General features: G+C 54.1%; 25 protein-coding genes and 2 pseudogenes. 16 read left to right on the top strand and 11 right to left on the bottom strand.

The window, feature by feature from the left end; translation table 11 throughout:
• Window positions 1–34: 34 nt before the first annotated feature.
• From ACA059_RS09875 to ACA059_RS09885, 3 genes and pseudogenes are all read right to left on the bottom strand, one after another.
• Window positions 35–265, bottom strand: coding sequence for a hypothetical protein (locus ACA059_RS09875; RefSeq protein WP_497633638.1), 231 nt, complete (start codon window positions 263–265; stop codon window positions 35–37).
• A 203-nt stretch (window positions 266–468) separates the two neighbouring features.
• A pseudogene (locus ACA059_RS09880) lies at window positions 469–654 on the bottom strand (integrase); the annotation flags it as partial.
• A gap of 519 nt (window positions 655–1,173) precedes the next feature.
• Window positions 1,174–2,145, bottom strand: coding sequence for a ribonuclease Z (locus ACA059_RS09885; protein ID WP_497633639.1), 972 nt, complete (start codon window positions 2,143–2,145; stop codon window positions 1,174–1,176).
• 228 nt (window positions 2,146–2,373) lie between these two features.
• Here ACA059_RS09885 and ACA059_RS09890 point away from each other — a divergent pair, with 228 nt between their 5' ends.
• From ACA059_RS09890 to ACA059_RS09900, 3 genes are all read left to right on the top strand, one after another.
• Window positions 2,374–2,964 (top strand): cyclodeaminase/cyclohydrolase family protein, encoded by a 591-nt coding sequence (locus ACA059_RS09890; protein WP_497633640.1) that lies wholly within the window; start codon window positions 2,374–2,376, stop codon window positions 2,962–2,964.
• 26 nt (window positions 2,965–2,990) lie between these two features.
• A complete protein-coding gene (locus tag ACA059_RS09895) occupies window positions 2,991–3,353 on the top strand; it encodes a hypothetical protein (protein ID WP_497633641.1) in 363 nt (120 codons plus the stop codon).
• 291 nt (window positions 3,354–3,644) lie between these two features.
• Window positions 3,645–4,220, top strand: a complete 576-nt coding sequence (locus tag ACA059_RS09900; protein WP_497633642.1) for a hypothetical protein — start codon at window positions 3,645–3,647, stop codon at window positions 4,218–4,220.
• 241 nt (window positions 4,221–4,461) lie between these two features.
• Here the strand turns inward: ACA059_RS09900 and ACA059_RS09905 are convergent, their stop codons facing one another.
• Window positions 4,462–4,671, bottom strand: coding sequence for a hypothetical protein (locus tag ACA059_RS09905; protein WP_497633643.1), 210 nt, complete (start codon window positions 4,669–4,671; stop codon window positions 4,462–4,464).
• Window positions 4,672–4,868: 197 nt separating this feature from the next.
• On the opposite strand from ACA059_RS09905, the gene ACA059_RS09910 reads away from it, so the two are divergent.
• Window positions 4,869–5,690 carry a MinD/ParA family protein gene (locus tag ACA059_RS09910; RefSeq protein WP_415760614.1) on the top strand — a complete coding sequence of 274 codons (822 nt, stop codon included), beginning with the start codon at window positions 4,869–4,871 and terminating at the stop codon, window positions 5,688–5,690.
• A 101-nt stretch (window positions 5,691–5,791) separates the two neighbouring features.
• Here the strand turns inward: ACA059_RS09910 and ACA059_RS09915 are convergent, their stop codons facing one another.
• From ACA059_RS09915 to ACA059_RS09925, 3 genes are all read right to left on the bottom strand, one after another.
• Window positions 5,792–6,337 (bottom strand): NMCC_0638 family (lipo)protein, encoded by a 546-nt coding sequence (locus tag ACA059_RS09915; RefSeq protein WP_497633644.1) that lies wholly within the window; start codon window positions 6,335–6,337, stop codon window positions 5,792–5,794.
• Window positions 6,338–6,712: 375 nt separating this feature from the next.
• Window positions 6,713–7,156 (bottom strand): PRC-barrel domain-containing protein, encoded by a 444-nt coding sequence (locus ACA059_RS09920; protein ID WP_149631315.1) that lies wholly within the window; start codon window positions 7,154–7,156, stop codon window positions 6,713–6,715.
• 481 nt (window positions 7,157–7,637) lie between these two features.
• Window positions 7,638–8,513, bottom strand: a complete 876-nt coding sequence (locus ACA059_RS09925; protein WP_497633645.1) for a LysR family transcriptional regulator — start codon at window positions 8,511–8,513, stop codon at window positions 7,638–7,640.
• 102 nt (window positions 8,514–8,615) lie between these two features.
• On the opposite strand from ACA059_RS09925, the gene ACA059_RS09930 reads away from it, so the two are divergent.
• The 4 genes from ACA059_RS09930 (at window position 8,616) to ACA059_RS09945 (ending at window position 11,884) form a co-directional block, all read left to right on the top strand.
• The gene (locus ACA059_RS09930; RefSeq protein WP_140894593.1) at window positions 8,616–9,551 is read left to right on the top strand and encodes an NADP-dependent oxidoreductase; all 936 of its coding nucleotides are present in this window, start codon (window positions 8,616–8,618) and stop codon (window positions 9,549–9,551) included.
• A gap of 33 nt (window positions 9,552–9,584) precedes the next feature.
• Window positions 9,585–10,454, top strand: a complete 870-nt coding sequence (locus ACA059_RS09935) for an NmrA/HSCARG family protein (protein ID WP_497633646.1) — start codon at window positions 9,585–9,587, stop codon at window positions 10,452–10,454.
• Window positions 10,455–10,554: 100 nt separating this feature from the next.
• Window positions 10,555–10,977, top strand: a complete 423-nt coding sequence (locus ACA059_RS09940) for a DoxX family protein (RefSeq protein ID WP_497633647.1) — start codon at window positions 10,555–10,557, stop codon at window positions 10,975–10,977.
• A gap of 4 nt (window positions 10,978–10,981) precedes the next feature.
• Window positions 10,982–11,884 carry a pirin family protein gene (locus ACA059_RS09945; RefSeq protein ID WP_140894596.1) on the top strand — a complete coding sequence of 301 codons (903 nt, stop codon included), beginning with the start codon at window positions 10,982–10,984 and terminating at the stop codon, window positions 11,882–11,884.
• A 204-nt stretch (window positions 11,885–12,088) separates the two neighbouring features.
• Here ACA059_RS09945 and ACA059_RS09950 read toward each other — a convergent pair whose 3' ends face one another.
• Window positions 12,089–13,048 (bottom strand): LysR family transcriptional regulator, encoded by a 960-nt coding sequence (locus ACA059_RS09950; protein ID WP_140894598.1) that lies wholly within the window; start codon window positions 13,046–13,048, stop codon window positions 12,089–12,091.
• 100 nt (window positions 13,049–13,148) lie between these two features.
• On the opposite strand from ACA059_RS09950, the gene ACA059_RS09955 reads away from it, so the two are divergent.
• Together ACA059_RS09955 and ACA059_RS09960 are read left to right on the top strand one after the other, a co-directional pair.
• On the top strand, window positions 13,149–13,889 hold the full coding sequence (locus ACA059_RS09955) for an SDR family oxidoreductase (protein WP_140894599.1): 741 nt from the start codon (window positions 13,149–13,151) through the stop codon (window positions 13,887–13,889).
• A 28-nt stretch (window positions 13,890–13,917) separates the two neighbouring features.
• Window positions 13,918–15,000, top strand: coding sequence for an alkene reductase (locus ACA059_RS09960; RefSeq protein WP_140894600.1), 1,083 nt, complete (start codon window positions 13,918–13,920; stop codon window positions 14,998–15,000).
• Window positions 15,001–15,186: 186 nt separating this feature from the next.
• On the opposite strand, the gene ACA059_RS09965 is transcribed toward ACA059_RS09960, so the two are convergent.
• A complete protein-coding gene (locus ACA059_RS09965) occupies window positions 15,187–15,405 on the bottom strand; it encodes a hypothetical protein (protein ID WP_497633648.1) in 219 nt (72 codons plus the stop codon).
• Between the two features lie 268 nt (window positions 15,406–15,673).
• Between ACA059_RS09965 and ACA059_RS09970 the strand changes: the two genes are divergently transcribed.
• From ACA059_RS09970 to ACA059_RS09980, 3 genes and pseudogenes are all read left to right on the top strand, one after another.
• Window positions 15,674–16,228, top strand: coding sequence for a YdeI/OmpD-associated family protein (locus tag ACA059_RS09970; protein WP_497633649.1), 555 nt, complete (start codon window positions 15,674–15,676; stop codon window positions 16,226–16,228).
• 140 nt (window positions 16,229–16,368) lie between these two features.
• Window positions 16,369–16,753 (top strand): annotated as a pseudogene (locus ACA059_RS09975) (c-type cytochrome).
• Window positions 16,754–16,823: 70 nt separating this feature from the next.
• On the top strand, window positions 16,824–17,255 hold the full coding sequence (locus ACA059_RS09980) for a bleomycin resistance protein (RefSeq protein WP_497633650.1): 432 nt from the start codon (window positions 16,824–16,826) through the stop codon (window positions 17,253–17,255).
• Here the strand turns inward: ACA059_RS09980 and ACA059_RS09985 are convergent.
• Window positions 17,179–18,045 (bottom strand): alpha/beta fold hydrolase, encoded by an 867-nt coding sequence (locus tag ACA059_RS09985; protein WP_497633651.1) that lies wholly within the window; start codon window positions 18,043–18,045, stop codon window positions 17,179–17,181. The genes ACA059_RS09980 and ACA059_RS09985 overlap by 77 nt on opposite strands.
• A 75-nt stretch (window positions 18,046–18,120) precedes the next feature.
• On the opposite strand from ACA059_RS09985, the gene ACA059_RS09990 reads away from it, so the two are divergent.
• Complete coding sequence (locus ACA059_RS09990; RefSeq protein WP_497633652.1) at window positions 18,121–18,270, top strand: hypothetical protein; 150 nt, start codon at window positions 18,121–18,123, stop codon at window positions 18,268–18,270.
• A 186-nt stretch (window positions 18,271–18,456) separates the two neighbouring features.
• On the opposite strand, the gene ACA059_RS09995 is transcribed toward ACA059_RS09990, so the two are convergent.
• Window positions 18,457–19,089 (bottom strand): TetR/AcrR family transcriptional regulator, encoded by a 633-nt coding sequence (locus ACA059_RS09995; RefSeq protein WP_497634649.1) that lies wholly within the window; start codon window positions 19,087–19,089, stop codon window positions 18,457–18,459.
• 344 nt (window positions 19,090–19,433) lie between these two features.
• Between ACA059_RS09995 and ACA059_RS10000 the strand changes: the two genes are divergently transcribed.
• Together ACA059_RS10000 and ACA059_RS10005 are read left to right on the top strand one after the other, a co-directional pair.
• Window positions 19,434–19,859, top strand: a complete 426-nt coding sequence (locus tag ACA059_RS10000; protein ID WP_497633653.1) for a nuclear transport factor 2 family protein — start codon at window positions 19,434–19,436, stop codon at window positions 19,857–19,859.
• 275 nt (window positions 19,860–20,134) lie between these two features.
• On the top strand, window positions 20,135–20,599 hold the full coding sequence (locus ACA059_RS10005; protein WP_497633654.1) for a hypothetical protein: 465 nt from the start codon (window positions 20,135–20,137) through the stop codon (window positions 20,597–20,599).
• Window positions 20,600–20,650: the final 51 nt, after the last annotated feature.

The following is a 20,650-nucleotide window of genomic DNA, read 5'->3' on the forward strand; positions in this document are numbered from 1 at the left end:
GACATGATCATGTCTCCAAGGTGTGATCCAAGGGTTAAAAATGGATTTCAGCGTTCTTGAGTCCCAAGTCTCGAAGTTCGGCGATCAAGTCATCCAGATGCCCGAAAGACTCGACCTCCTCGTTGTCACCAACCAAGAAGTAACTTCTCCCTGCGTCCTTTTTGAAGAACACAATCCGCTCCTTGGGGTTGGTCGGGTTTGCGATCACATGGGTGTCAAAGGTCACGCCTTCGGCATGTTTGCTTTTCACAGCTTTACGATTCATGTCAGTCACCACGCTACACGCGCTCTCGAAATTTTCTATTTGCAGTGCCCGCCCGTTCAGCCCTATGCGAGTATTCACTATAAACATCTTCGGCCGCACGACGCAGTGGATCAAAGGCTTTTGGTATCCTGCAAGAAATTGGCTCGGAGCATTACCACGCCGACTTCAACACCGCGTTGGCTAAAGCTGTCAGTCACGTAGAGGGTACGTCGACAGGCACGCAGTTTGCTGTCGATGGCCAAGTTGAAGAGAGCCAGATCCCGTGTCTTCTCCGCGAGCTGGAGTCTGACCCGGATGGCCCAGATATCTCTGAATCGGAGCGGGGCTTTCTGCCCTACAAGCTTTCCCTTGTGCCAAGGCTGATGGCGATATTTAGCAATATTGTTCATGGCATGTCCTCCAGGTTGAGGGAGGACAAGGGTGGATCAGTCACAGTGCGTGGTGGTCGCTAACCGACCCAAAGCTGCCCTTCGTGAAGGATGGCTCTTGGCCGATTGGTGTCTTTCACGAAAGGCGTGAAGCGGTCGGTCGTTGCTGACAGAACCCCGTTAACCAATGAACACGCTCATGAGAGTGAAGGCTACCCCCATGGCAAAAATGCAGAGGACGAGCATCAAGGTAAGGATTATCGACACACTAAGCATCGAAATGACTCGCCGGGGAAATGGGGCTAGGGAATCACGATAGCTACAATTCTGTGATTCAGAATCTAAATCGCCCTCAAGTCCTTCATTCACACCGGTTTTGGCCGGTTAGGCCTGCTTTCAACCAAAAAATTTTGAATTCCTATCCCTCCTTGGCGGTTGTGAGGCAAGGTTTTTATCAATTTGTGACGAGCGAAAAGGTTCGGTGACTGAGGCGACGAAGCGGTACGCGCAGGCAGTGGAAGGCGTAGGTGCTGATCGCCATTACGCCAAGCGGCCCGTGACGACTTTTAACCGACCGTCCAGGTCGAGGTGATAACGCTGCAGATCTCGCGCCATGAACAGCTCGCCGGTGAAGAGTGCTGCTGCTTCCTTGTGTACATCTTCGATGGACGGACTTCGCTCGGGATTGCACTGGTAGCGCGCACTGAAGTGGGTAAGAACCAGATTGGGGATGCCTGCTGACTCGGCAAAACGCGCCACGGCGGCGGCGCTGCTGTGCCCGTAATTCTCGCGATTGTGATCGATCAATACCTGAGTGAAAGTAGCCTCATGTACCAGCACATTCGCACCGGCAGCCACCTCTGCCAACAGTTCAGGGGTATCGTTGTCGCCGCAGATAATAATGCGTTGAGCGGGGCGCGCAGGGCGCAAACATTGCTCCGTACGAAATATTCGTCCCGCGTGTTCAACCTCACGTCCATGCGCCAACTCGCCCCACAGCGGGCCACGAGGAATCCCTTCGGCATCCAGGCGTTGAATATCCAGTCGCGGATGAGGATCTGATTCGGCAAAAACATAGCCATGGCAGGGAACGCGATGAGAGAGGGCAACGGTGTTGACCTGAACCTTGCCATTTTGCCAGCCATTGAAGGTTTCGCTCGCGTGCAGATGCAATTCGAAGGGCAGCCAGGATTTGCTGACGGTCAGGCTGAGGCGCACCCAGGGATGTAGCGCAACCGGCATCACTATATCGAGTGGTTCGAGACGTCCCGACATGCCGGCACTGGCCAGCAAGCCGGGTAAGCCGAAGCAATGATCGCCATGTACATGGGTAATGAAGCAACCGCGTAGCTCTCGTAAAGACAGCGGGGTGCGCATCACTTGATGTTGAGTGGATTCACCGCAATCCACCAGATACCAACCCCTGCCAGAGGACTCTATGAGAGCGGTGCCACTCACATTTCGATTTCGGGTCGGAACACCTGATGAGGTACCCAGAAATATGAGATCCATGACCGACTCTTTATTGAATAGATTTGATAATCAGGCAGCGAGTGAAGCGCCGAACAAAATTTGTTCCCACTCTCATGTCTTCGACAGGCTGATCGGGCATTTGGCTCTGTAATACTTCAGTTTCGATGGTTGCTGAAGCGTATATCCACACCGTTTGTCCCTTGCGCTGCACTGGAACGTACTGGGTTACTCCAAAGAAAACCCACTGCCTTGAAGGATATGCTGCGGATGAGCATCTGGTTAACAAGCCTTGAGTCTTTTCGAGACAAAATAGCGGCCGATACCTCGGTACCAAGCTGTGGTGCCACGTCATGCGTCTGTGCCAGCTTCGGTCTTGCGCTTCTCCTCATGGCGCTACGTAAATCCGATACCCGCAACCTGGAAGACGAGCGAAAAAAAACCATCCATGAGGTGGAGCAACTAATGGACGTCATGAAGGCCCACGCCGACAATGATGTACGAGCGTTCAGTGCTTATATCGAAGAGCCACTGGCTGACGCTCAAGGTCATAGTCAGCAGCGAACCCTGGAAGTTACCCTAGGTGCACTCGCTGCAGCGAGAGGCTGCCTTCAAGGCATCGAACTTGCGCAGAGAGGCTTACCCTGTGTGAAGCCATTCTTGCAATGCGATGTGGTCGCCGCCGTCTTGATCATGCACGCAAGCCTCTCGGCGCTATTGCTGAATGTCGATTCGGATGTTGATCAGATCGTACCGTCGGCCAGGAGAACTGAACTGGCACATGACCGCTCCGACCTTCAGCAAAAAGCCGATGCAGTGCTAACTCGCGTCTGGCGTCAGGACAAATCGCTCCTGGCGTGAGCGCATAGGCAAGTCAGCAAGGGCCAATGAATGAGAGTAATCCGCAGCACGACGGTACAAATGTAGAGGTGATCATCATGCACTTGGTCGAGGTCTTCTTACCGCTCAACACCAACGATGGCACACCGCAGCCGATCGAGCTTTTCCGCCGTGTGCGGGAGCATTTGACCGACCAGTTCGGAGGAGTGACGGCGTTCATCCGCAATCCAGCGAAAGGTATCTCGTTACAGGTAGGCAACGAAAGATCAGAGGACGACATCATCATTTATGAGGTCATGGTGGAGGTTGTTGATCGGCTTTGGTGGCAAAGTTACAAACGTGATCTTGAAGAGCGTTTTCAACAGGAAGAAATTTTGATCCGTGCCACCGCCGTGAATCTCATTCGCTAACCCTCGGCATCTCACCCCAAATGCAGTGCATTCGGCAGAACTTCGATCTGCGCCCGAGTGTCCAGACCCTTACACGTTCCGATGGAATGCTTTGTCGGAAATGCTCGATGCACCGTTGAAGGCGAGGAACAACATGACGACAACAACCGACCCATTGCAGTCAATCACCTCAAACGTCTGTCCAGAGTGCTTCTGAAACTAGCCGAAATTCGGTAATTAACAGTTCGCGAGGTGATGGTGGGGTATATTCACGTGATACGTTACTAAAAATATATTAGGTAGAAACAGATCATGGCGGTGACACGGCGATTAGTTTTCGTTATTTTTTTAGCTTTAGGCGTGGTCCCATTGTTTTATTTGCTTTCTCCAGAGACAGCTTCACCGGTTGTCGCAGTGGATGGACGATGTGACGCTGCAAGTTTTCAACTTACAGTGCCTTCATCAGTATGTACGTGGATAAAGCGTAATAAATCCAGTGTTGTTACATTCGGTGTTGAGCTGACAGATATGCGAATAGTCCAGCCAGACATAGTCCGCGGTTCCCATATGATTGTGCGAATAATACCTGTTGAAACTCCGAGTACTCGGGGGCAAACAGCGCTAAAAGGGCTTGAGCCCACGTCTGTGACGGCAGGCCGAAGCGTATACAAGTATCTAGACGGGACCGTTTACCTGCTTCAGGGCATTGACGGAGCGTCCGTTTACATCAGTCGAGGGCTGACGACTTTTGAAGCCGACCGCCTCTACGGAAAAACGATTGAAGTGCGTTACCAATATGATGGCCAACGGGATGACTTTGAGGCGCTGGATACTCAAGTAGTTGAGCTTTTGAAGCGGGTCGATCTTCAGCAAGAGCCTTCTATGTGATGTGAAGAACTTGCTAAAGGATTTCTTTGGCATGCCACAACTTTCTTGTTTGAATGACCGCTTTTGACCGAGGCTGTGTAAAAACGTTTTAGGGCAGGTTTAACGGTCAAAACCAGAACGAAAATCGCGTTCCTACGCGAATTTCAGGTCTGGCTGACTAACCAAGTACTGGCAGATTTTACGTAGCAACGCAGACTTCAAAACGGTGCCTGCGTTTTTACACAGCCTGGGCCGTTAACTGTCACTCAGGCGTCATTAGGACTGCGAGCGTAAGCTTGATGAACTCCTCGTTCTTGTCGATGGTGTCCAAGGCGCCGCGCACGTTGTCGGCGACGTCAGCCGAGCCGCGGGCCTCGACCCAATTGGAAAGCTCCAAGATGGCGGCTTCAAGGGCGAGCTGGTTTTCGTTGATCTTGAATAGCAGGGAAGGGAGTAGGTCTAAATTTGGCATAGCGATTCCTCCGTGAAGAGGTCAGCGTAGCAGTGGCAGTTCTGGTTCGCGTCATTGCCATGTAGTGGGTTACAGCGTTTCTGGTGATCCTGTGATACAGCTAGTGGCCATGTGTCTGCACTTTTCAGCTACCATTGCGCATCTAGGAATAGTTAGCGACTACTCGCACGCGTTGCACATGGAAGGTAATCAATAACATGGATGGTGTGCGTTCTGTACAAGTTATCGCCGTGACCGGCGGAAAGGGCGGCGTCGGCAAGACGACGGTGGCTGTGAATCTTTCATTGGCGCTGGCGAAGTTTGGAAGGCGAGTCGTATTGCTTGATGGCGATCTTGGCTTGGCGAATATCGATGTCCTGTTGGGGCTTTCCACGCAGTACACGCTTACCGATTTAATCGAAGGTCGCTGTGAGCTATCCGATGTACTTTTGCGTGGGCCGGGCGGGATACGAATCGTCCCCGCGGCTTCAGGCATCCAGAGCATGGTGCATTTGTCTCCGACTCAGCACGCAGGTCTGATCCAGGCCTTCAGTGAAATCGGTGACAGTCTCGATGTGCTGGTGATTGACACAGCTGCAGGCATCGGCTCGTCGGTGGTCAGTCTCGTCCGGGCGGCCCACGAAGTCTTGCTGGTGGTCTGCGACGAACCGACCTCGATCACCGATGCCTACGCACTGATCAAACTGCTTAATCGTGATTACGGAATGGACCGTTTCCGGGTGCTGGTCAATATGGTGCAGAGCCCGAATGAAGGTCGCGCGCTGTTCGCTAAATTGGCCAAAGTCACCGATCTCTTCCTCGACGTAACCCTACGGTATGTGGGAGCGGTTCCGTACGATGTATGTGCGCGTAGGGCAGTGCAGAAGCAGCGAGCAGTCTACGAACACTTTCCGCGCTCCAAGTGCGCCGAAGCATTTCAGGAAATCGCTTTAAAGGTCGACGCTTGGCCTTTGCTGACTACCCCCAGAGGGCATATGGAGTTCTTCGTTGACCGACTCGTCCATAATTCGAGAGGGTGACATTTCTCTCCCTGCCGTAAGAGTGGTGCGATTGTGGTGTCCGCTTATGGCCGACTACTGCCCGTCGCTGCTGCGCAACCCATTGAACGCAGGGATTGATTCTATTGATTGATGATTGCTGCCGAACCAAGCACTTGAAGTTGTGCGTATTCAGATGAGGCGGTCGTGAGGGTAAACAACATTTTTCGTGTCGCGCTTGGAACTGACCATTCGTAGGAAAGAGTTTGAATTTGCCCATTTGCGGGAGATTGTGTTTGCTCGTTTTTTACCAGTGTTGAGATAAATGGAGAGGGTGGATTTGCGACCATTCCAGTGAACAGTTTTATAGCGGTCTCAGTACTTGCCCTGCGGACATGCACGGCGCAAAAATTCTTGCCGCTAGGAAGCGCGAGCACAAACGTTCCGTACTTGTCTGGAACAGACCAAGCGTCGCCAGGATTACCTGCCAGGAACAGTGCCGCCTTTTCGGGAGGAAGGCTTGGGATTGGCCTCAGCTTTTCTCGGAGTGCTTCCAGATTTGGAAGGTTCTTCATGCAAAGCGATGCGTAAATTTTGGCGAATGAGTTGGCTTGGTCGTCACCTTCGCTGGCAAGGCAAGCATTCGTACCTAGAGTGATCATGAGTAAGGTGGCGAAAAATCTGGACATGCAAATCCTCCCTGGAGATATCACGATCAAGCTAAGCAGGATTTCAAAAAGTTGCCATCCGAATAATTTGCCTCCGTAAACATGCAAGGAACAAAGGTTCGAGATTCAAATTAAAGAGTCCGCTTTTGGCCGTTCTCTGCCTCATACCTAGCAGTTATAGCTACCCAGTTTGGCTGTTCTGATGTGGGCGAATTCAGACGCCGTACTGCGGGTACGATGCGGCTGGGACCTAGCCTTGGATTCGATGGCGTTCAGCAGAATCCACCCTAAACCCTTGTTGCTTCGACAAACCTTTTTTCACCGCAATGCGCGCCGTTGTTTGCTCGGCGCGCATCACTCTTCGTTTCGGATATGGACATTAGCTTTGTCGATACTTTATCTCCGAACAGTATCGTAATCGTAGGGTTTAGTTCCATAGAAAGAATGGATTTCTGTTGCCCAAGACTCGTCGGCCATATTAGGCCAACTGTCCTTGTCAAAACCTGGTGCATTTTCCAAGCGTTCTTTCTCCACGTTTAGTACGAAGCGCTTATTTACTGTATCGAGTGTCAATGCGTTCCAAGGTACCGCAAACAGTTTTTCTCCCATGCTAAGAAAGCCACCAAAAGATAGAACAGCATAACTCACTCTACCGCTGCGAACATCCAGCATTATTTCCTTAATATCTCCCAAGTCTTCTTCATTATGGTTATAAACATCATTTCCAATGAGAGTATCTGCCCCCATCAGGTCGGGGCCAGGCCCCTGTTCTTCAGAGCCGGCATCTCGTAGGAGGTTGGTTTTGTACATGCCATAGGTATCGCGATCTTCGTAGTTCATTACTAACTCCTATCAGCAATCGTCAATCAATCAGAAAAATGTACCCACCGCCTTGATGGCTGTATTATTGGGAGTCACCCGCTTTCGAAAAAGTTGAATTTTTTTTCTGCCATGACGACGAATGGTAAGTTGGAGTAAAAAATCAATCAACTTTTAATTAGTGCGCTATCCATGTGTGATGCTTGTTTTTATTTTGGGTATTAACCAGATCGATATCATAGATGTTTGGATGAAGCGATTTCTCAATATGACAACTGGTTTGCATATGACTTCATAAATATGATGATTAAGTTTGGGTCGCTACTGCGACCAAACTTATTTGAATGATAGTTAATATAGGGGGAAGTCCAGCAACATCTGGAGCAGGACATAAAATTGGCAGGTGAATGTCTGCTCCTGGCCGTTTTCAGCCTGTCGCGACCGACTGAAAATGAGCCTGCCTGGACGTTGGAATCAATACCCGAGACCAGTGAATGGTCTTCTATCCCTTTAGTACCAGCGACATGTCTGGGTATTTGGCGCACATGAAATCGACGAATGCGCGAACCTTCGGAGCAGCAAGGCGTCTGGACGTGTGCAAGACCCAGAGCTCGGGTTCTACACCCGATACTGTGCCCCATTGGACCAACTCGCCACGGGCAAGCTGGTTCCATGCGATGGACTGTGGAATGAGGGCTGCACCGCCGCCCGCGATAGCCGCATCGCGGATCATCAGTAACGAAGAGAACCGCAATTTTGGAATCGGCTCCAGGACCAAGTGTCCTCCATCGAGTGTCCAGTTCGTGGGCTGGAAATTCAAAGCCACGATGCTAGGAACTGGTCTGATCGCGCCGGGCATTGGCTTAGGTACTTCAGGCGCAGCCACAACTACCAACCGGTCCTTGGCGAAGCACCGGCCGACCAAACTGCTGTCTGGGCTCGGGTTGATCCGAATGGCGACGTCAAATTGTTCCTCGACCAGGTCGACCAGGCGATCCTCCGCCACGACTTCGATTACGACCTCTGGGTAGGCCGCACAGAATTCGGCTCCAATGCGGCCCATCGCAAGCTGGGAGAACAGGACTGGGGCAGCGACACGCAAGCGTCCGCGAGGCGTCGAAACTCCCTCGCGGGCCGCCGTCATGGCTTCGGCCACCTCGCCCAACGGACCTTCGGTTCGAGCCATCAGCATCTCGCCGGCTTCGGTGAGCTTCAGACCGCGAGCGCTGCGCTCGATCAGCCTCACGCCCAGTTGTTCCTCAAGGTCGGAGATTCGGCGCGACAAGGTTGCTTTTGATATGCCGCTCGCACGGCTTGCCTTTCCCAGCCCCTCATTCGTTGCGACGAGCGTGAAATCGATCAGAGCGTTCAGGTTCATGGTGTTCCATTTTTGAAACGACGTATCTATATTTTGACGTCTTCGTTTTGCTAGTGCAACAGATTACCTTCTCGTCATCGGAACTCGATACGAGGAACTGCAATGAGCACTATTCAACGCGTTGTACTGGTCCGGGCATACGGCGGCGCTGACGCCGCGCAAGTGGCCGAGATCGAAAAGCCAGAACCAGGGCAAGGCCAGGTTCTGGTTCGAGTTCGAGCCGCCGGCGTGAACGGCATCGATTGGAAGGTCCGTGAAGGAAATGTGCGAAATGCTTTCCCGCTTCCATTGCCAATAGTACTGGGCGCCGAAATGGCGGGTGTTGTCGATGCTGTTGGCCCCGGTGCCTCTCGCTTCCGTGTTGGCGATCGCGTCATGGGCGCGGTGGGAGGGCTGGGCGCGTACGCAGAATTCGTGACGGTCAGTGACGCGAGCCTCTCCCGTACGCCTGAAGCTCTTGATGACGTCCATGCTGCCGCTATACCCGTAGCAGCCGTGGCGGCCTGGAATAGCCTCCATCATGCGGGGCCGATCCATCCAGGCCAGCGAATCCTTGTTCACGGCGCGGCAGGTGGGCTGGGCGCCTATGCCGTGCAGTTCGCCAAGCAGGCACACGCCGAGGTCTTTGCAACGGCGGGCACGGCTGACCTGGATTATGTGCGCAGTCTCGGCGCCGATCATGTCATCGATTATCAATCCCAACGTTTCGAGGACGTCGTCCGGGACATTGACCTGGTGCTCGACTATGTCGGGGGTGAGGTACTGGACCGATCTTGGCAGGTGCTGACGCAGAACGGCGTCATCGTCGGCACGTCATCCCCCGACATTCTGGCGCGCACGCCGGCGAATCGCCGAGGCCTCTGGTTCATGAACAAACCTGACCCCGAATTGCTAGAGAAGCTGGCCAAGGAAGTTGCCAGCGGCACGTTGCAGTTCAGGATCGGCGAGGTCGTTGGCTTCGCCGACATCCCCAAGGCAATTGAACGCAACCGTAGCGTTTCAGGGACTGGAAAAGTCGTTGCGGACTTCTCTCGCTGATCCACTCCATCTAATCACTGCAGGAGATTCATAATGAGCATTCTCGTTATTGGTGCCACGGGCACCATTGGTTCACTCATCACTCAGGGCCTTGCCGACGCGGGCGCCGAGGTCAAAGCCCTTGTGCGCCAACCTGGTAAGCGGGACTTCCCGGCAGGCGTCACTGAAGTTGTCGCAGACCTTACCGATGTACCTTCGATGCGCGTCGGGCTGTCGTCGGTGCGGACGCTGTTCCTGCTCAACGCCGTTACGCCCGATGAGGTCACCCAAGCCCTCATCACGCTGAACCTCGCTCAGGAGGCTGGCATCGAGCGCATCGTCTACCTGTCGGTGATTCATGCCGACAAGTTCACCAATGTTCCGCACTTCACCGGCAAGCATACGGTTGAGCGCATGATCGAAAGCCTCGACATCCCTGCAACCATCCTGCGCCCGGCTTACTTCATGCAAAACGATCGCATGGTCCAGCAGACGATTCAGAACTACTCGGTATACCCGATGCCAATCGGCTCGGCGGGCGTCTCGATGATAGATGCGCGCGACATCGCCGATGTCGCCGTTGCAGAGCTGCTGCGACGTGACAAGGCATCTTCTGCCCTGGATCGTGTAACGCTGGAGTTGGTCGGACCGCAAGCACTTACAGGTGCCTCCGTGGCGAAGATCTGGAGTTCCGCCCTGAGTCGCGAGATCGCCTACGGTGGTGATGATGTAGCAGCCTTCGAAGGACAAATGGCCTCGTACGGCCCCGCCTGGTTGGCTTATGACATGCGCCTGATGATGGCGGGTATCCAGAAGTTCGGCATGCAAGCAGCTGAAGGAACAGTGGACCGGCTACAGGCCATTATCGGGCACCCGCTGCGCACCTATGAAGACTTCGTCCGCGAGGCCATTGCTGAGGTTTAAACAGCTAGGGCAAGGGGACGGATTTATTTTGGGCCAGTGCGTTGCACCCATAATAAATCTGTCCTCGTTCGGGTTTGAACCCTCTAAAGAGAACACTACTATGAGCAACCAACCTTCCACTCAGTCGAACAACCCGAGCAGAGCTGTCAAGTACACGTCCCTCGGATTACGTCTTGTTGCCGCTGCGGCGTTCCTGGCAGCTGGCGGTGCCAAGCTTGCTGGAGTGCCAATGATGGTCGAGGTCTTCGAACATATTGGCTTGGGTCAGTGGTTCCGTACGGTGACGGGACTGGTCGAAGTAACCGGTGCTATCGCCTTACTGATACCCGTCACCGCAGGACTGGCCGGTCTGCTGCTGGCGGTCACCATGTGCTTTGCTACTTTCACCCACCTGTTCGTTATTGGCGGTAGTCCCGTACCGGCAATCGTGCTGATGCTGATCACGGCGAGTATCGCCTGGCTGCACCGCGCGAGAATCTGGAATCTTATCCGCTCAACGCAAGCCCGACTTTCCGGGAGCTGAAACCATGGCTATGTCCCCAACCAACCTTGATATGAATTCATCACGGCGTATAGCGCAGTACACGCGAGGAACGGTAGGTCATGGACCTATTACCCGTCTAATGAGCCCTTCGGATCTGGGACAGATTCTCAAGCCCTTTGTGTTCCTCGACATCTTTGACGTCAGTGGAGATGCCATCCATGCGATGGCCAGCATGCCTTTGCATCCCCATTCGGGTATAGCCACCGTGACGGTGTTTACAGAGGGTCGGGTGCGCTATAACGATCCGGACAACGGGGAGGGGACTATCGGTTATGGCGGTGTCGAATGGATGCGGGCCGGTGGAGGTATCTGGCATGGCAAAGAGCTGACTGCCGAGGAAGTTCCTCGCATTCAGGGATTTCAACTGTGGATCGCCTTGCCGGCAGAGCTCGAAAACGGTGAGCCTGAAAGTCGCTACATCGAGTCAGTGGGTTCCAATGAGGGCCAGCCTGCTCATATCATCCTCGGCAACTACCAAGGCGTGCAAAGCCCTGTCCCTGCGCCGAAGGACGTCAATTATTTGCTGGTTACTTTAAAGCCAGGAGAGCATTGGGTGTATCAGCCCCCGGCTGGGCACAGTGTCGGATGGCTCGCGCTCGCCAAGGGGGCGCTGAATGCTGGAAGCGTTATTCATGCTGGTGAGATGGTTAGTTTCGACTCCAGCGAGGCACCTATTACCCTACAGGCATCAAGCCGAGAGGACGCAGTATTCGTCTTGGGTTCAGCTGTACCCCATCCGCACCAGTTACACTTCGGATACTATTCTGTGCATACAAGTGCGCAGGCGCTTGAGGCGGGCGAGTGTCGCATAGCCGAGTTGGGTAAGAAGTTGAAGGATGCGGGGGACCGTCGTACAGAGTCGGGGACGATTCCGGTTTTCCGCTGACGGCTTGCAATCCATCGGCGGTTACCGGGCTTATGTCATCTGAATACTGCCGGCATCCCCTGATGGATTTACCTCGCCATTACTTGTCTACAACGTCTTTGATCTTACGGCGCATAAAGGATCTTGATTGATCAGCACGTTCTTTCCAGCGTCCGCTTTTGGCTGTGGATTCAACCGGTCGATGCAACAGATTGGCTGAATCGTTCAGCCGCGTCTCGCGGCGGCCACCTTGTTCACCGCGTCATCCCACGGAGGCGTTGAAGGGAACAGCTCAATCAGAAATGCGATGAATGCTTTCACGTTGGGGCTGCCTCGACGGCTTTCCGGCCACAAGGCGGTGATGGCGAAGCGTTCCACGGAGAACTGCGGGAGGACTGGAATCAATTCTCCACGGCGAACGTAGGGCGCAGCCACATAATGCGGTGAGATACCAATACCGCCCCCTGCGGCCAGTACCGCCGCGACCGCGTCGCTGGCATCAACGGTAAAAGCTGAATCTGGCGTCAGCTCAAGCTGCCTGTCACCCGCCTGATAGGGCCACCGCAAACTTTGCCCTGTACTCTGGTAACGAAAGTTCACGCACTCGTGATCGGCAAGATCCTCAGCAGTGAGCGGTATGCCTTTGCGCTGGAGATATTGAGGTGATGCAAACGCGCCGATTCGATGGGGCCCGAGAGGCCGTGAAACCAGGCGCGAATCCGCAAGGTTGCCCACTCGAACCGCCACGTCGATTCCTTGCTCGATGATGTCTGAATACTGATCTCCGAGCCTCAGATCGATTGCCAGATTGGGGTATTGCTCACGAAACCTGGGCAGTGCAGGCGCCAGGATGTTCAAACCGATGGGCAGCGGGGCAGTCACTTTCAAAACACCTGAAGGCTCGGCTCGGGAAGCGACGGCTGCCTGATCAATGTCTTCTACTTCTCGCAGAATCCGCAGGGCCCGTTCATAAAGGTCGCGCCCCTCCGGTGTGAGAATTAGCGAGCGCGTCGTGCGTGTGAACAGCATCAGCCCGAAATGCTCCTCAAGCCGTTGCACGCTTTTACTGATGGCAGAGGGGGACACCGAGAGGGCTCGCGCAGCAGCGGTGTAGCTGCCCAGCGAGGCCGCTCGTGCAAAGGCGATGAGCCCGGTTAAACGGTCTAAACCAATTTGTTCCTTCATGGCACTAGTAAAGCGACTTCGGCCCCAATTATCAATCTATCTTCATAGCTTTAGTCTCTCTCCATCGAACGCCATTCAGGTGTTCCAGCGGAGACTCATCATGACGATCACTCAAGCAATTCCAACTTCACTCGCCGACCGCACAGTGGTTATCTTCGGCGGCACCTCGGGGATCGGTCTGTCGACTGCCATTCAAGCGAAGGCCTCAGGCGCCAAGGTCATCGTGATTGGCTCGAACGCAGCTCGCGCCGAGCAAGCTGCAAGCGATCACGGTTTGGACGGATGGCGCGCGGCGGACGTGACCGACAACGCTGCTGTCGAAGCAGCACTGTCGGATATTCCCGTCGTCGACCATCTGGTACTGCTCGCCGGTACGTTTGTCGCCGCAACCGTACTCACCGCTGAAGTCGACTATCTGCACCGCGCGTTCGACGAGCGTATCTGGGCTGCGATCAGTGCAATCCGTGCCCTCGGTGACAGGCTCGCAAAAGACGGGTCGATTACCTTCATCTCCGGTTCTCTTGCGGATCGTCCCAATGCCTACGGCACTGCCGTACTCGCAGCTGCATCGGCAGCGATGGAAGCACTGGCTCGCGGACTGGCCCTGGAGCTGGCACCGATTCGCGTCAACACGCTGTCGCCCGGCCCGATCAACACACCGATCTTGGGCAAGGCCCTGGGCGAGGGTCGCGACGCGTTCGTAGCCTCTTTGGAGCAGATTTTGCCTTTGCATCGCCTGGGCACATCAGAGGAAGCAGGGTCGGCAGCCGTGTTTTTGATGACCAACACTTTCATGAACGGCGCCGTGCTCAACATTGATGGCGGCGCACGCCTGGTTTGATCCTGTCCATTAATCTGAGAGCTTATTCATGACCACGCTATTTGATCCCCTGCGCCTCGGCGCGCTCGACCTGCCGCAACGTATTTTGATGGCACCAATGACCCGGGCGCGCGGTACTCGCGACCACATTCCGACCGACATGATGGTGGAGTATTACCGTCAGCGAGCCAGCGCCGGTCTTATCATTTCCGAAGCCATTGGTATCAGCCAACAAGGTTTGGGATGGCCCTATGCGACAGGCCTCTGGCTGGACGAGCAGGTCGCTGGCTGGCGCAAAGTAACCGATGCGGTGCATGCCGCCGGCGGTCAAATCATCGCGCAGCTCTGGCACATGGGGCGTGTTGTGCACCCCAGTTTTCTGGGGGGTGGACAGCCGGTGTCGGCATCGGTGACCACCGCGCCGGGTCAGGCGCACACCTACGCAGGCAAGCAACCCTATACCCCAGCGCGTGCATTACCCTCGGAAGAAATCCCCGCGCTGCTGGAAGACTTTCGCCAAGCAACCCGCAATGCCATGAAGGCTGGCTTTGATGGCGTACAGATTCATGCGGCCAATGGTTACCTGATCGACCAGTTCCTGCGTGACAGCGAAAACTTCCGAACCGATGCGTATGGCGGTTCAATCGAAAATCGAATCCGCTTATTGAAAGAAGTTACGCAAGCGGTGGCGGAGGTCATCGGCACAGATCGAACGGGCGTCCGATTGACTCCAAGCAGCTATGAACAGGGTGTGCGTGACGGTGACCCCGAGCCATTGTTCAAGCGAGCGGCCGAGGTGCTGTCTTCGATTGGAATCGCTCATCTGGAATTACGCGAGCCTCCGCTGGACGGTACATTTGGCAAGTCCGAGCGCCCGCCGCTTGCCGGGGTAATCCGCGAGGTGTTCAGTGGGGTACTGATCCTCAACTCGGACTATGATTTTTCCCGTGCGCAGGCACATGTAGAGGCCGGGTTGGCGGACGCAATTGCTTTTGGGCGGCCCTTCATTGCTAACCCCGACCTTCCTCAACGATTAGCGCGGCAGTTGCCCCTTGCTCACAGCGAAATGAACACCTGGTTTACGCAAGGAAGAGATGGGTATTCGGACTATCCGATGTGGCAGAGCGTTTGAAGATGGCGAATCGAGGAGGGAGTGTCCGCTGATGGCCGTTCACTTTCAGTAGTCACGTCAACGCCTGTTGGTCATACAGCGGCAAGGCAGATGGGGGTAAGTGGATGTCACCTTCCCCCTCTCCACAGAGTTCGAATTCGCCACATTTATCGAGACCAGCCCATAAGAAAGGGCGTTTGATGATGCTTAGGACTGGCGTAGTCGCATGATGGCATCTGTGAGGGTTTGAGAGTTGATATCCAACGTTTCCATAGCTAGCGTTGCGTTAGTGGCGACACTATCTACTCCATTTGCTGAAAGCCACAAAGTAATTTCTTCGATGGCGGCAGCTAGGGCATGTTGGTTGTGCAGGAGTAATGTCAGTGCGTCGGCCGTTGCTATCTTGCTTTCTGAGCTATCCGACATGGCTATCATCCTTGAGTGGTGTGGGAGAGATCCTACTCAATATCGTCGCTGGTTACGATCGGGTTGGTCGTTCACAGACCTACCCAACTCTTTGCATTCGAATGGACCATTCATTTGCACCAAATTTTGACTCGCGCTTTTAAGTCTCGACCGGCAGCAGACGGCCAAAAGCAGCCGCTGGACAGACTAGTCTAATAGGTAGCGTCGCGGTTAAAACCGACAGTGATGTCGCCAGATAGTAGTTAGCCGATTAGTTGGAGGAGTCGCAATGACAAAAATCGATGTGAAATCCCGATTCGAAGCAAAGCTACTTCGTCCGGCAAAGCCTGGTAATGATACGTCGTGGGCGTTCGTAGTACTGCCAAGAGACGCGAGTGAACAGCTTCCGAGGCGAGGAAGGACGACAGTTGAAGGCACAATCAATGGGCACCCTTTCCAGGCAACCCTTGAGCCGGATGGTAAGCTGAGCCATTGGCTGCAGGTAAGTAGAGAGTTACTCGAAGCCGCAGGCGCGGTCGTTGGGGATGTCGTTACACTAGAGCTTACCCCTGTGAAGAAGGAACCCGAGCCTGACATCCCGGCAGATTTTCAGGAGGCACTGGCAGCAACTCCTGAGGCTCTTGAAGTCTGGAAGAATACGACGACCATCGCACGAGTAGACTGGATACACTGGCTTACTTCAGCCAAGCAACTCAAGACGCGCGCAAAACGAATTGGTGATACCTGCGATATGCTTGCATCCGGCAAGAAGCAGGTTTGCTGTTTCGACCAGTCCGGCTACTACAGTAAGGCCTTCCGTGCGCCCGAGGCAGAAAATCATTAAATGGAGCGCCTGGAAAACGAGTTGATTCAATGAGCATTAGAAATGACTGTGTGTGTGTGTATCGACACGATGTCTGATACCTTTCCCGCGCACCTGATCGCGTTTGATCGACGCTGATCCCATCAAGGAAGATAAAAACAATGAAAATATTATTCATCGCTTCGCTAGGAATTTTATCGCTAATTCAAACATCACCATCCTTCGCGGATAATGGTAATGGGAAGAATCTATATTTACAGAGATGTAGCATGTGCCACGGAACAGATCTCAAAGGAACAGGACCATTGGCTAATAAAAGCAATCCTCCTGCACCTGACCTTACAACAACCGCTTTTAAAAAAACGATCAAATGATTATCCGGGCGTTATTGTCTCATCGATAATACTTCGTCCAAACGGGGACTTGATTCCAAAAACTTTGCGAGAGAATGGTATAAAGCTGTCGCCGTACGCTTGGAGGATTAAGGATCTGCGCGATTTGAATCAATACATGAGTGGTGCAATTACAAAATATGCAAAGCAGTAATATTGATTGCCCACACACGTACTTATACTGCCCCCTTTGGCGAATGAGCTATTGAAATGGAAGTCATCTCATGTTTGAGCGTAATAAACTGGTTCCAGAATTAATGATTACCGACCTGGACAGGAGCCTGGCTTTTTGGGTGTCCTGCCTGGGATTCACAGTGGCTTATCAACGCCCGGAAGATGGATTCGCATACCTGGACCTGGATGGTGCCCAAGTCATGCTTGAGCAGGTTGATCCAAAGGCAGGCCAATGGCTGACTGCCCCCTTGAGCAAGCCATTTGGAAGAGGAATCAATCTGCAAATTGACGTGAAGGCAGTCGCACCCGTCATCCGGAAACTGGGCGAGATGGGATGTCCACTGTTTCGAGAGTGCAAAGACACTTGGTATCGAGCCGAAAGTGTTGAAGTGGGCCAGCGCGAATTCATCGTCCAGGATCCCGATGGGTACCTCGTAAGATTGGTCGAGCGTTTGGGCGAACGGCCGGCCTTTTCAATCTGAGCTCAGACGCGGATTCTTCATCCCCGTGCTGCTGGCAGAGGAATTCGCGTATCGCTTCGGCGGTTCGCCTGGCGCTGGTCACCACGAAAAAATGCCCCTCGCCCTGCAGGACGTACAGTTCGGCACGGCGAATGGTGCGGCGCAGGATGTGCGCGTTGTACAGCCGCACCAGGGTGTCGCGTTCGCCGGTGAGGATCAGCGTGCGCTGGCGCAGACGGAACAGCCGCAGCAGGCTGGTCCAGCCGACCAAGGCGGCGAGCTGGTAGTAATAGGTTCGCGGGTTGGCCGTGAGCATGCCGTTCACCACACCGAAGCGCAGCAGCGTCTGTATCGAATTGCGCGAGCCTTCCTGCTTGCGCAGTTTGGCGCTTTTATTCCTGCCAAAAAAATCCAGTATGTCGGCGGACTTCACCAGCATCGCCGGGCCGGCCGAGGTCGCTGCGAGGATGAGCCGGCGCACCATGCTCGGGTAACGCAGGGTGAATTCCTGCGCCAATGCACCGCCCCAACTCACGCCGAACACATCGACCTGGTCGACTCCCAATTGCTTGAGCATCTCGGCGATCAGGTCGGCATGGCGTGGCAGACGCATCGGCCAGCGCGGCATTTGCGATTTTCCGACCCCGGGCACGTCCAACGTTATGGTCCTGAAATCCGCCAGTTCATCGCGCAGGGGATCGAAGGTACGGATCAAACCACCCAGGCCGTTGAGCAACAGCAGCGGTGAGCCTTGGCCGCGGATTGAAACGTTCAACTGCAAGTCTTCAATGGTTAATTTTTGCGTTGTCATGGTTTCCCCCCCTTGGCCTGTTGTTAAGACAGCGTCTGGCGTGCATATGATCCGTGGCCACTTAGACGAGGAAAAATGTTCAACATCACCCGTGATGAAATTAATCAGTTGAACGACTTCGATCTGCGAGAGTTAGCGACTGCTGCCCTTCGTGACAGGCAGAAAACGGCCGATTCTGTTGAAAAAGTCGGGCATGGTTTCCACAGCATAAAAGTACGCGTTTGAGATTGAAATCTTTACTTTTAGCAGAGGATTCGGGACTCAGATTTCGCGTAGCTGCGTGCAAAAAAGGCGTTTTCAGCAATCAGTACGCGAGTAGCTTGGAAGGACCGACTTTTTCAACAGAATCGGCCAAAAGCCGCCATTCAATCTGTCTTCAGTTCCACAAGATACGTTGCTGTTCGACGATGGTTAATCCCTCTGGTCCCTGCGCCCTGCACAAAAGAGATGCGCAAAACCCAGCAGTGCCGTGTCCACGAAACGCTCATTGCTAGTGCCAGCGGGGAACTGCATAACGCCATGTATTACCAGCGACGCCAGTCCGTGCATATGTGACCAGCCAGCAAGGGCAGCTCCCCGTACCTCCCGGCTTTCAACGTCGAGCCTGAGAATCTCCGCGATGATGCGCTTGTTTTCACCAAATGCGTCTTCGCGGGCTACACGAAGCTCCGGGATCATTTCTCCAGAGGCGAATTCAGGGCCGAACATGAGTTGGTAAAGCGCCGGGTTGCTCCGTGCGAAGCTGAAGTAGGCCATCCATGCCTCTCGAAGTTTCTGCTCCTCCGTGGCGGCTAAATCCCTGGCAGCTAGCACCTTGGCAAGTTCTCGAAAACCTTGGGCGGCAAGATGCCCGAGGAGTTCGGCCCGGTTTGCATAGTGGTGATAGGCGGCGGTGGCGCTGACCCCGACCCTTTCGGAAACGGCGCGTAGCGAGAGCTTGGTGGGTCCCACCTCTTCGAGCATTTCCCAGGCGGCACTAAGCAGCAGCGGCGCTAGATTTCCCACGTGGTAGGTATCGCGTGTTCGTACGCTTGTTTTCGCCATCATCTACTCGATTCCAGAAAGTGGTGGGTAGGCCCTACGGGCGGGCGTCTTCATGGCGGAATCCTAACATGGCTAAGTATCTTGACACCGATAAGATACGAGCCTAGCCTCAGCTCACAACAAGTCCAAGGAGAAGCCATGTTCCTCTCGCTTTTCTGATCGAAGATCTCGAATCCTCTTTAGCACCCCACCGCCGGGCAGAGCGTGCATCGGATCGGTATTGCCAATGTTGCATCTGAACTGGACGCCAAGTCGGATCAACCACGGCTCGCGATTGGCCGCGGAGGTCTGATCTGCCTCCCCAGACCACCGCCCCCAACCCAAGTGACCAACAGGAGTTGAAAATGTCTGAACTCAAACTACACCCCCAAGCCACCGTGTCCCTCCAGCGCTGGCACACCATGATTGCGCAAGGCGACCTGAGCGCTTTGCCTGACCTGCTGGACTCGCAGGTCGTCTTCCGCTCCCTGGCGCACACCCCGTATTCCGGAGCGCCCGTGGTATCGACGATCCTCAATACCGTGATTAAGGTGTTCGAGGACTTCACCTATCACCGCGAACTAGCGACTGCCGACGCTCTCAGCGTGGTGCTGGAGTTCAGCGCCCGTGTCGGCGGCCGAGAGCTTAAGGGCATCGATATGATCCGCTTCAACGAGCAAGGCAAGATCGTCGATTTCGAGGTGATGATCCGACCTCTGAGTGGCGCGCAGGCTCTGGGTGAGGAGATGGGGCGGCGCCTGGGCGCTTATCTAGCAGCCAGCAAGAGCTGACCCACGGTGGTCCCAGCTCCTTTAAGGAAAGGAAGCGACCCTGTTTCCTCGGTATGGGTTCGAGGACATGGTGATTGCAGATCAAACGTGATGAGTCTACCGGAGCACGTATACAAGTTCTCATGTTGGGCTCTCGGGCTAATTCAATAGAGTCAGCCCTCAACTCAATACGATTACCCCAGTTTACGGGATGATTGAAGTCACACTCAGCATCCCGTTTTATCTGGCCACTATTGATTTTAGTAGGTTGCTCTTACGGTTAACAGAGGAAAACCATGTCGAGAATAAACGTGATATCCGGTGATTTTCTGGCAGGCGACGCCGAGTTCCAATCAGGTCTGTTCACCTTAAGATCCGTATTAAAACCGTATCTTAAATTAACGATACCCATATCAAACATAAAGGAATTGGAAGCAGCAACCGAAGAAGTCGTAAAAAAACAAGCAAGCATTATTCGATGGAGCCTGGCTAGAGTATTACTTTTAGGGCCGGTCGGGCTAGTTGCAGGTTGGTTGCTACGTGATAAAGAACGGGAAATAACCTTCTTCGCAATGTTTAAGGATGGCCGCTACCTTCTTGCTACAACAGATATCGACACTTACTCCAAGATATCCCAATCCCCACAAGTAACACGCAACCACTTTCCCCCTTCAAAGGCAGCCGCTAAGGCGGCAGGCCATCCTGTCCCTCCAGTGCTGGCACACCATGATTGCGCAAGGCGACCTGAGCGCATTGCCTGATCTGCGGACTCGCACTCGTTTTCCGCTCCCCCATGGCGCGCACCCCGTATC

This window comes from Pseudomonas sp. LBUM1647 (assembly GCF_059716175.1).

Excerpts from the sequence above, each read along its gene's own strand:
- ACA059_RS09875 (WP_497633638.1), bottom strand. The coding sequence starts at position 265 with ATGAATCGTAAAGCTGTGAAAAGCAAACATGCCGAAGGCGTGACCTTT.
- ACA059_RS09885 (WP_497633639.1), bottom strand. The coding sequence starts at position 2,145 with ATGGATCTCATATTTCTGGGTACCTCATCAGGTGTTCCGACCCGAAAT.
- ACA059_RS09890 (WP_497633640.1), top strand. The coding sequence starts at position 2,374 with ATGAGCATCTGGTTAACAAGCCTTGAGTCTTTTCGAGACAAAATAGCG.
- ACA059_RS09895 (WP_497633641.1), top strand. The coding sequence starts at position 2,991 with ATGAATGAGAGTAATCCGCAGCACGACGGTACAAATGTAGAGGTGATC.
- ACA059_RS09900 (WP_497633642.1), top strand. The coding sequence starts at position 3,645 with ATGGCGGTGACACGGCGATTAGTTTTCGTTATTTTTTTAGCTTTAGGC.
- ACA059_RS09905 (WP_497633643.1), bottom strand. The coding sequence starts at position 4,671 with ATGCCAAATTTAGACCTACTCCCTTCCCTGCTATTCAAGATCAACGAA.
- ACA059_RS09910 (WP_415760614.1), top strand. The coding sequence starts at position 4,869 with ATGGATGGTGTGCGTTCTGTACAAGTTATCGCCGTGACCGGCGGAAAG.
- ACA059_RS09915 (WP_497633644.1), bottom strand. The coding sequence starts at position 6,337 with ATGTCCAGATTTTTCGCCACCTTACTCATGATCACTCTAGGTACGAAT.
- ACA059_RS09920 (WP_149631315.1), bottom strand. The coding sequence starts at position 7,156 with ATGAACTACGAAGATCGCGATACCTATGGCATGTACAAAACCAACCTC.
- ACA059_RS09925 (WP_497633645.1), bottom strand. The coding sequence starts at position 8,513 with ATGAACCTGAACGCTCTGATCGATTTCACGCTCGTCGCAACGAATGAG.
- ACA059_RS09930 (WP_140894593.1), top strand. The coding sequence starts at position 8,616 with ATGAGCACTATTCAACGCGTTGTACTGGTCCGGGCATACGGCGGCGCT.
- ACA059_RS09935 (WP_497633646.1), top strand. The coding sequence starts at position 9,585 with ATGAGCATTCTCGTTATTGGTGCCACGGGCACCATTGGTTCACTCATC.
- ACA059_RS09940 (WP_497633647.1), top strand. The coding sequence starts at position 10,555 with ATGAGCAACCAACCTTCCACTCAGTCGAACAACCCGAGCAGAGCTGTC.
- ACA059_RS09945 (WP_140894596.1), top strand. The coding sequence starts at position 10,982 with ATGGCTATGTCCCCAACCAACCTTGATATGAATTCATCACGGCGTATA.
- ACA059_RS09950 (WP_140894598.1), bottom strand. The coding sequence starts at position 13,048 with ATGAAGGAACAAATTGGTTTAGACCGTTTAACCGGGCTCATCGCCTTT.
- ACA059_RS09955 (WP_140894599.1), top strand. The coding sequence starts at position 13,149 with ATGACGATCACTCAAGCAATTCCAACTTCACTCGCCGACCGCACAGTG.
- ACA059_RS09960 (WP_140894600.1), top strand. The coding sequence starts at position 13,918 with ATGACCACGCTATTTGATCCCCTGCGCCTCGGCGCGCTCGACCTGCCG.
- ACA059_RS09965 (WP_497633648.1), bottom strand. The coding sequence starts at position 15,405 with ATGTCGGATAGCTCAGAAAGCAAGATAGCAACGGCCGACGCACTGACA.
- ACA059_RS09970 (WP_497633649.1), top strand. The coding sequence starts at position 15,674 with ATGACAAAAATCGATGTGAAATCCCGATTCGAAGCAAAGCTACTTCGT.
- ACA059_RS09980 (WP_497633650.1), top strand. The coding sequence starts at position 16,824 with ATGTTTGAGCGTAATAAACTGGTTCCAGAATTAATGATTACCGACCTG.
- ACA059_RS09985 (WP_497633651.1), bottom strand. The coding sequence starts at position 18,045 with ATGACAACGCAAAAATTAACCATTGAAGACTTGCAGTTGAACGTTTCA.
- ACA059_RS09990 (WP_497633652.1), top strand. The coding sequence starts at position 18,121 with ATGTTCAACATCACCCGTGATGAAATTAATCAGTTGAACGACTTCGAT.
- ACA059_RS09995 (WP_497634649.1), bottom strand. The coding sequence starts at position 19,089 with ATGGCGAAAACAAGCGTACGAACACGCGATACCTACCACGTGGGAAAT.
- ACA059_RS10000 (WP_497633653.1), top strand. The coding sequence starts at position 19,434 with ATGTCTGAACTCAAACTACACCCCCAAGCCACCGTGTCCCTCCAGCGC.
- ACA059_RS10005 (WP_497633654.1), top strand. The coding sequence starts at position 20,135 with ATGTCGAGAATAAACGTGATATCCGGTGATTTTCTGGCAGGCGACGCC.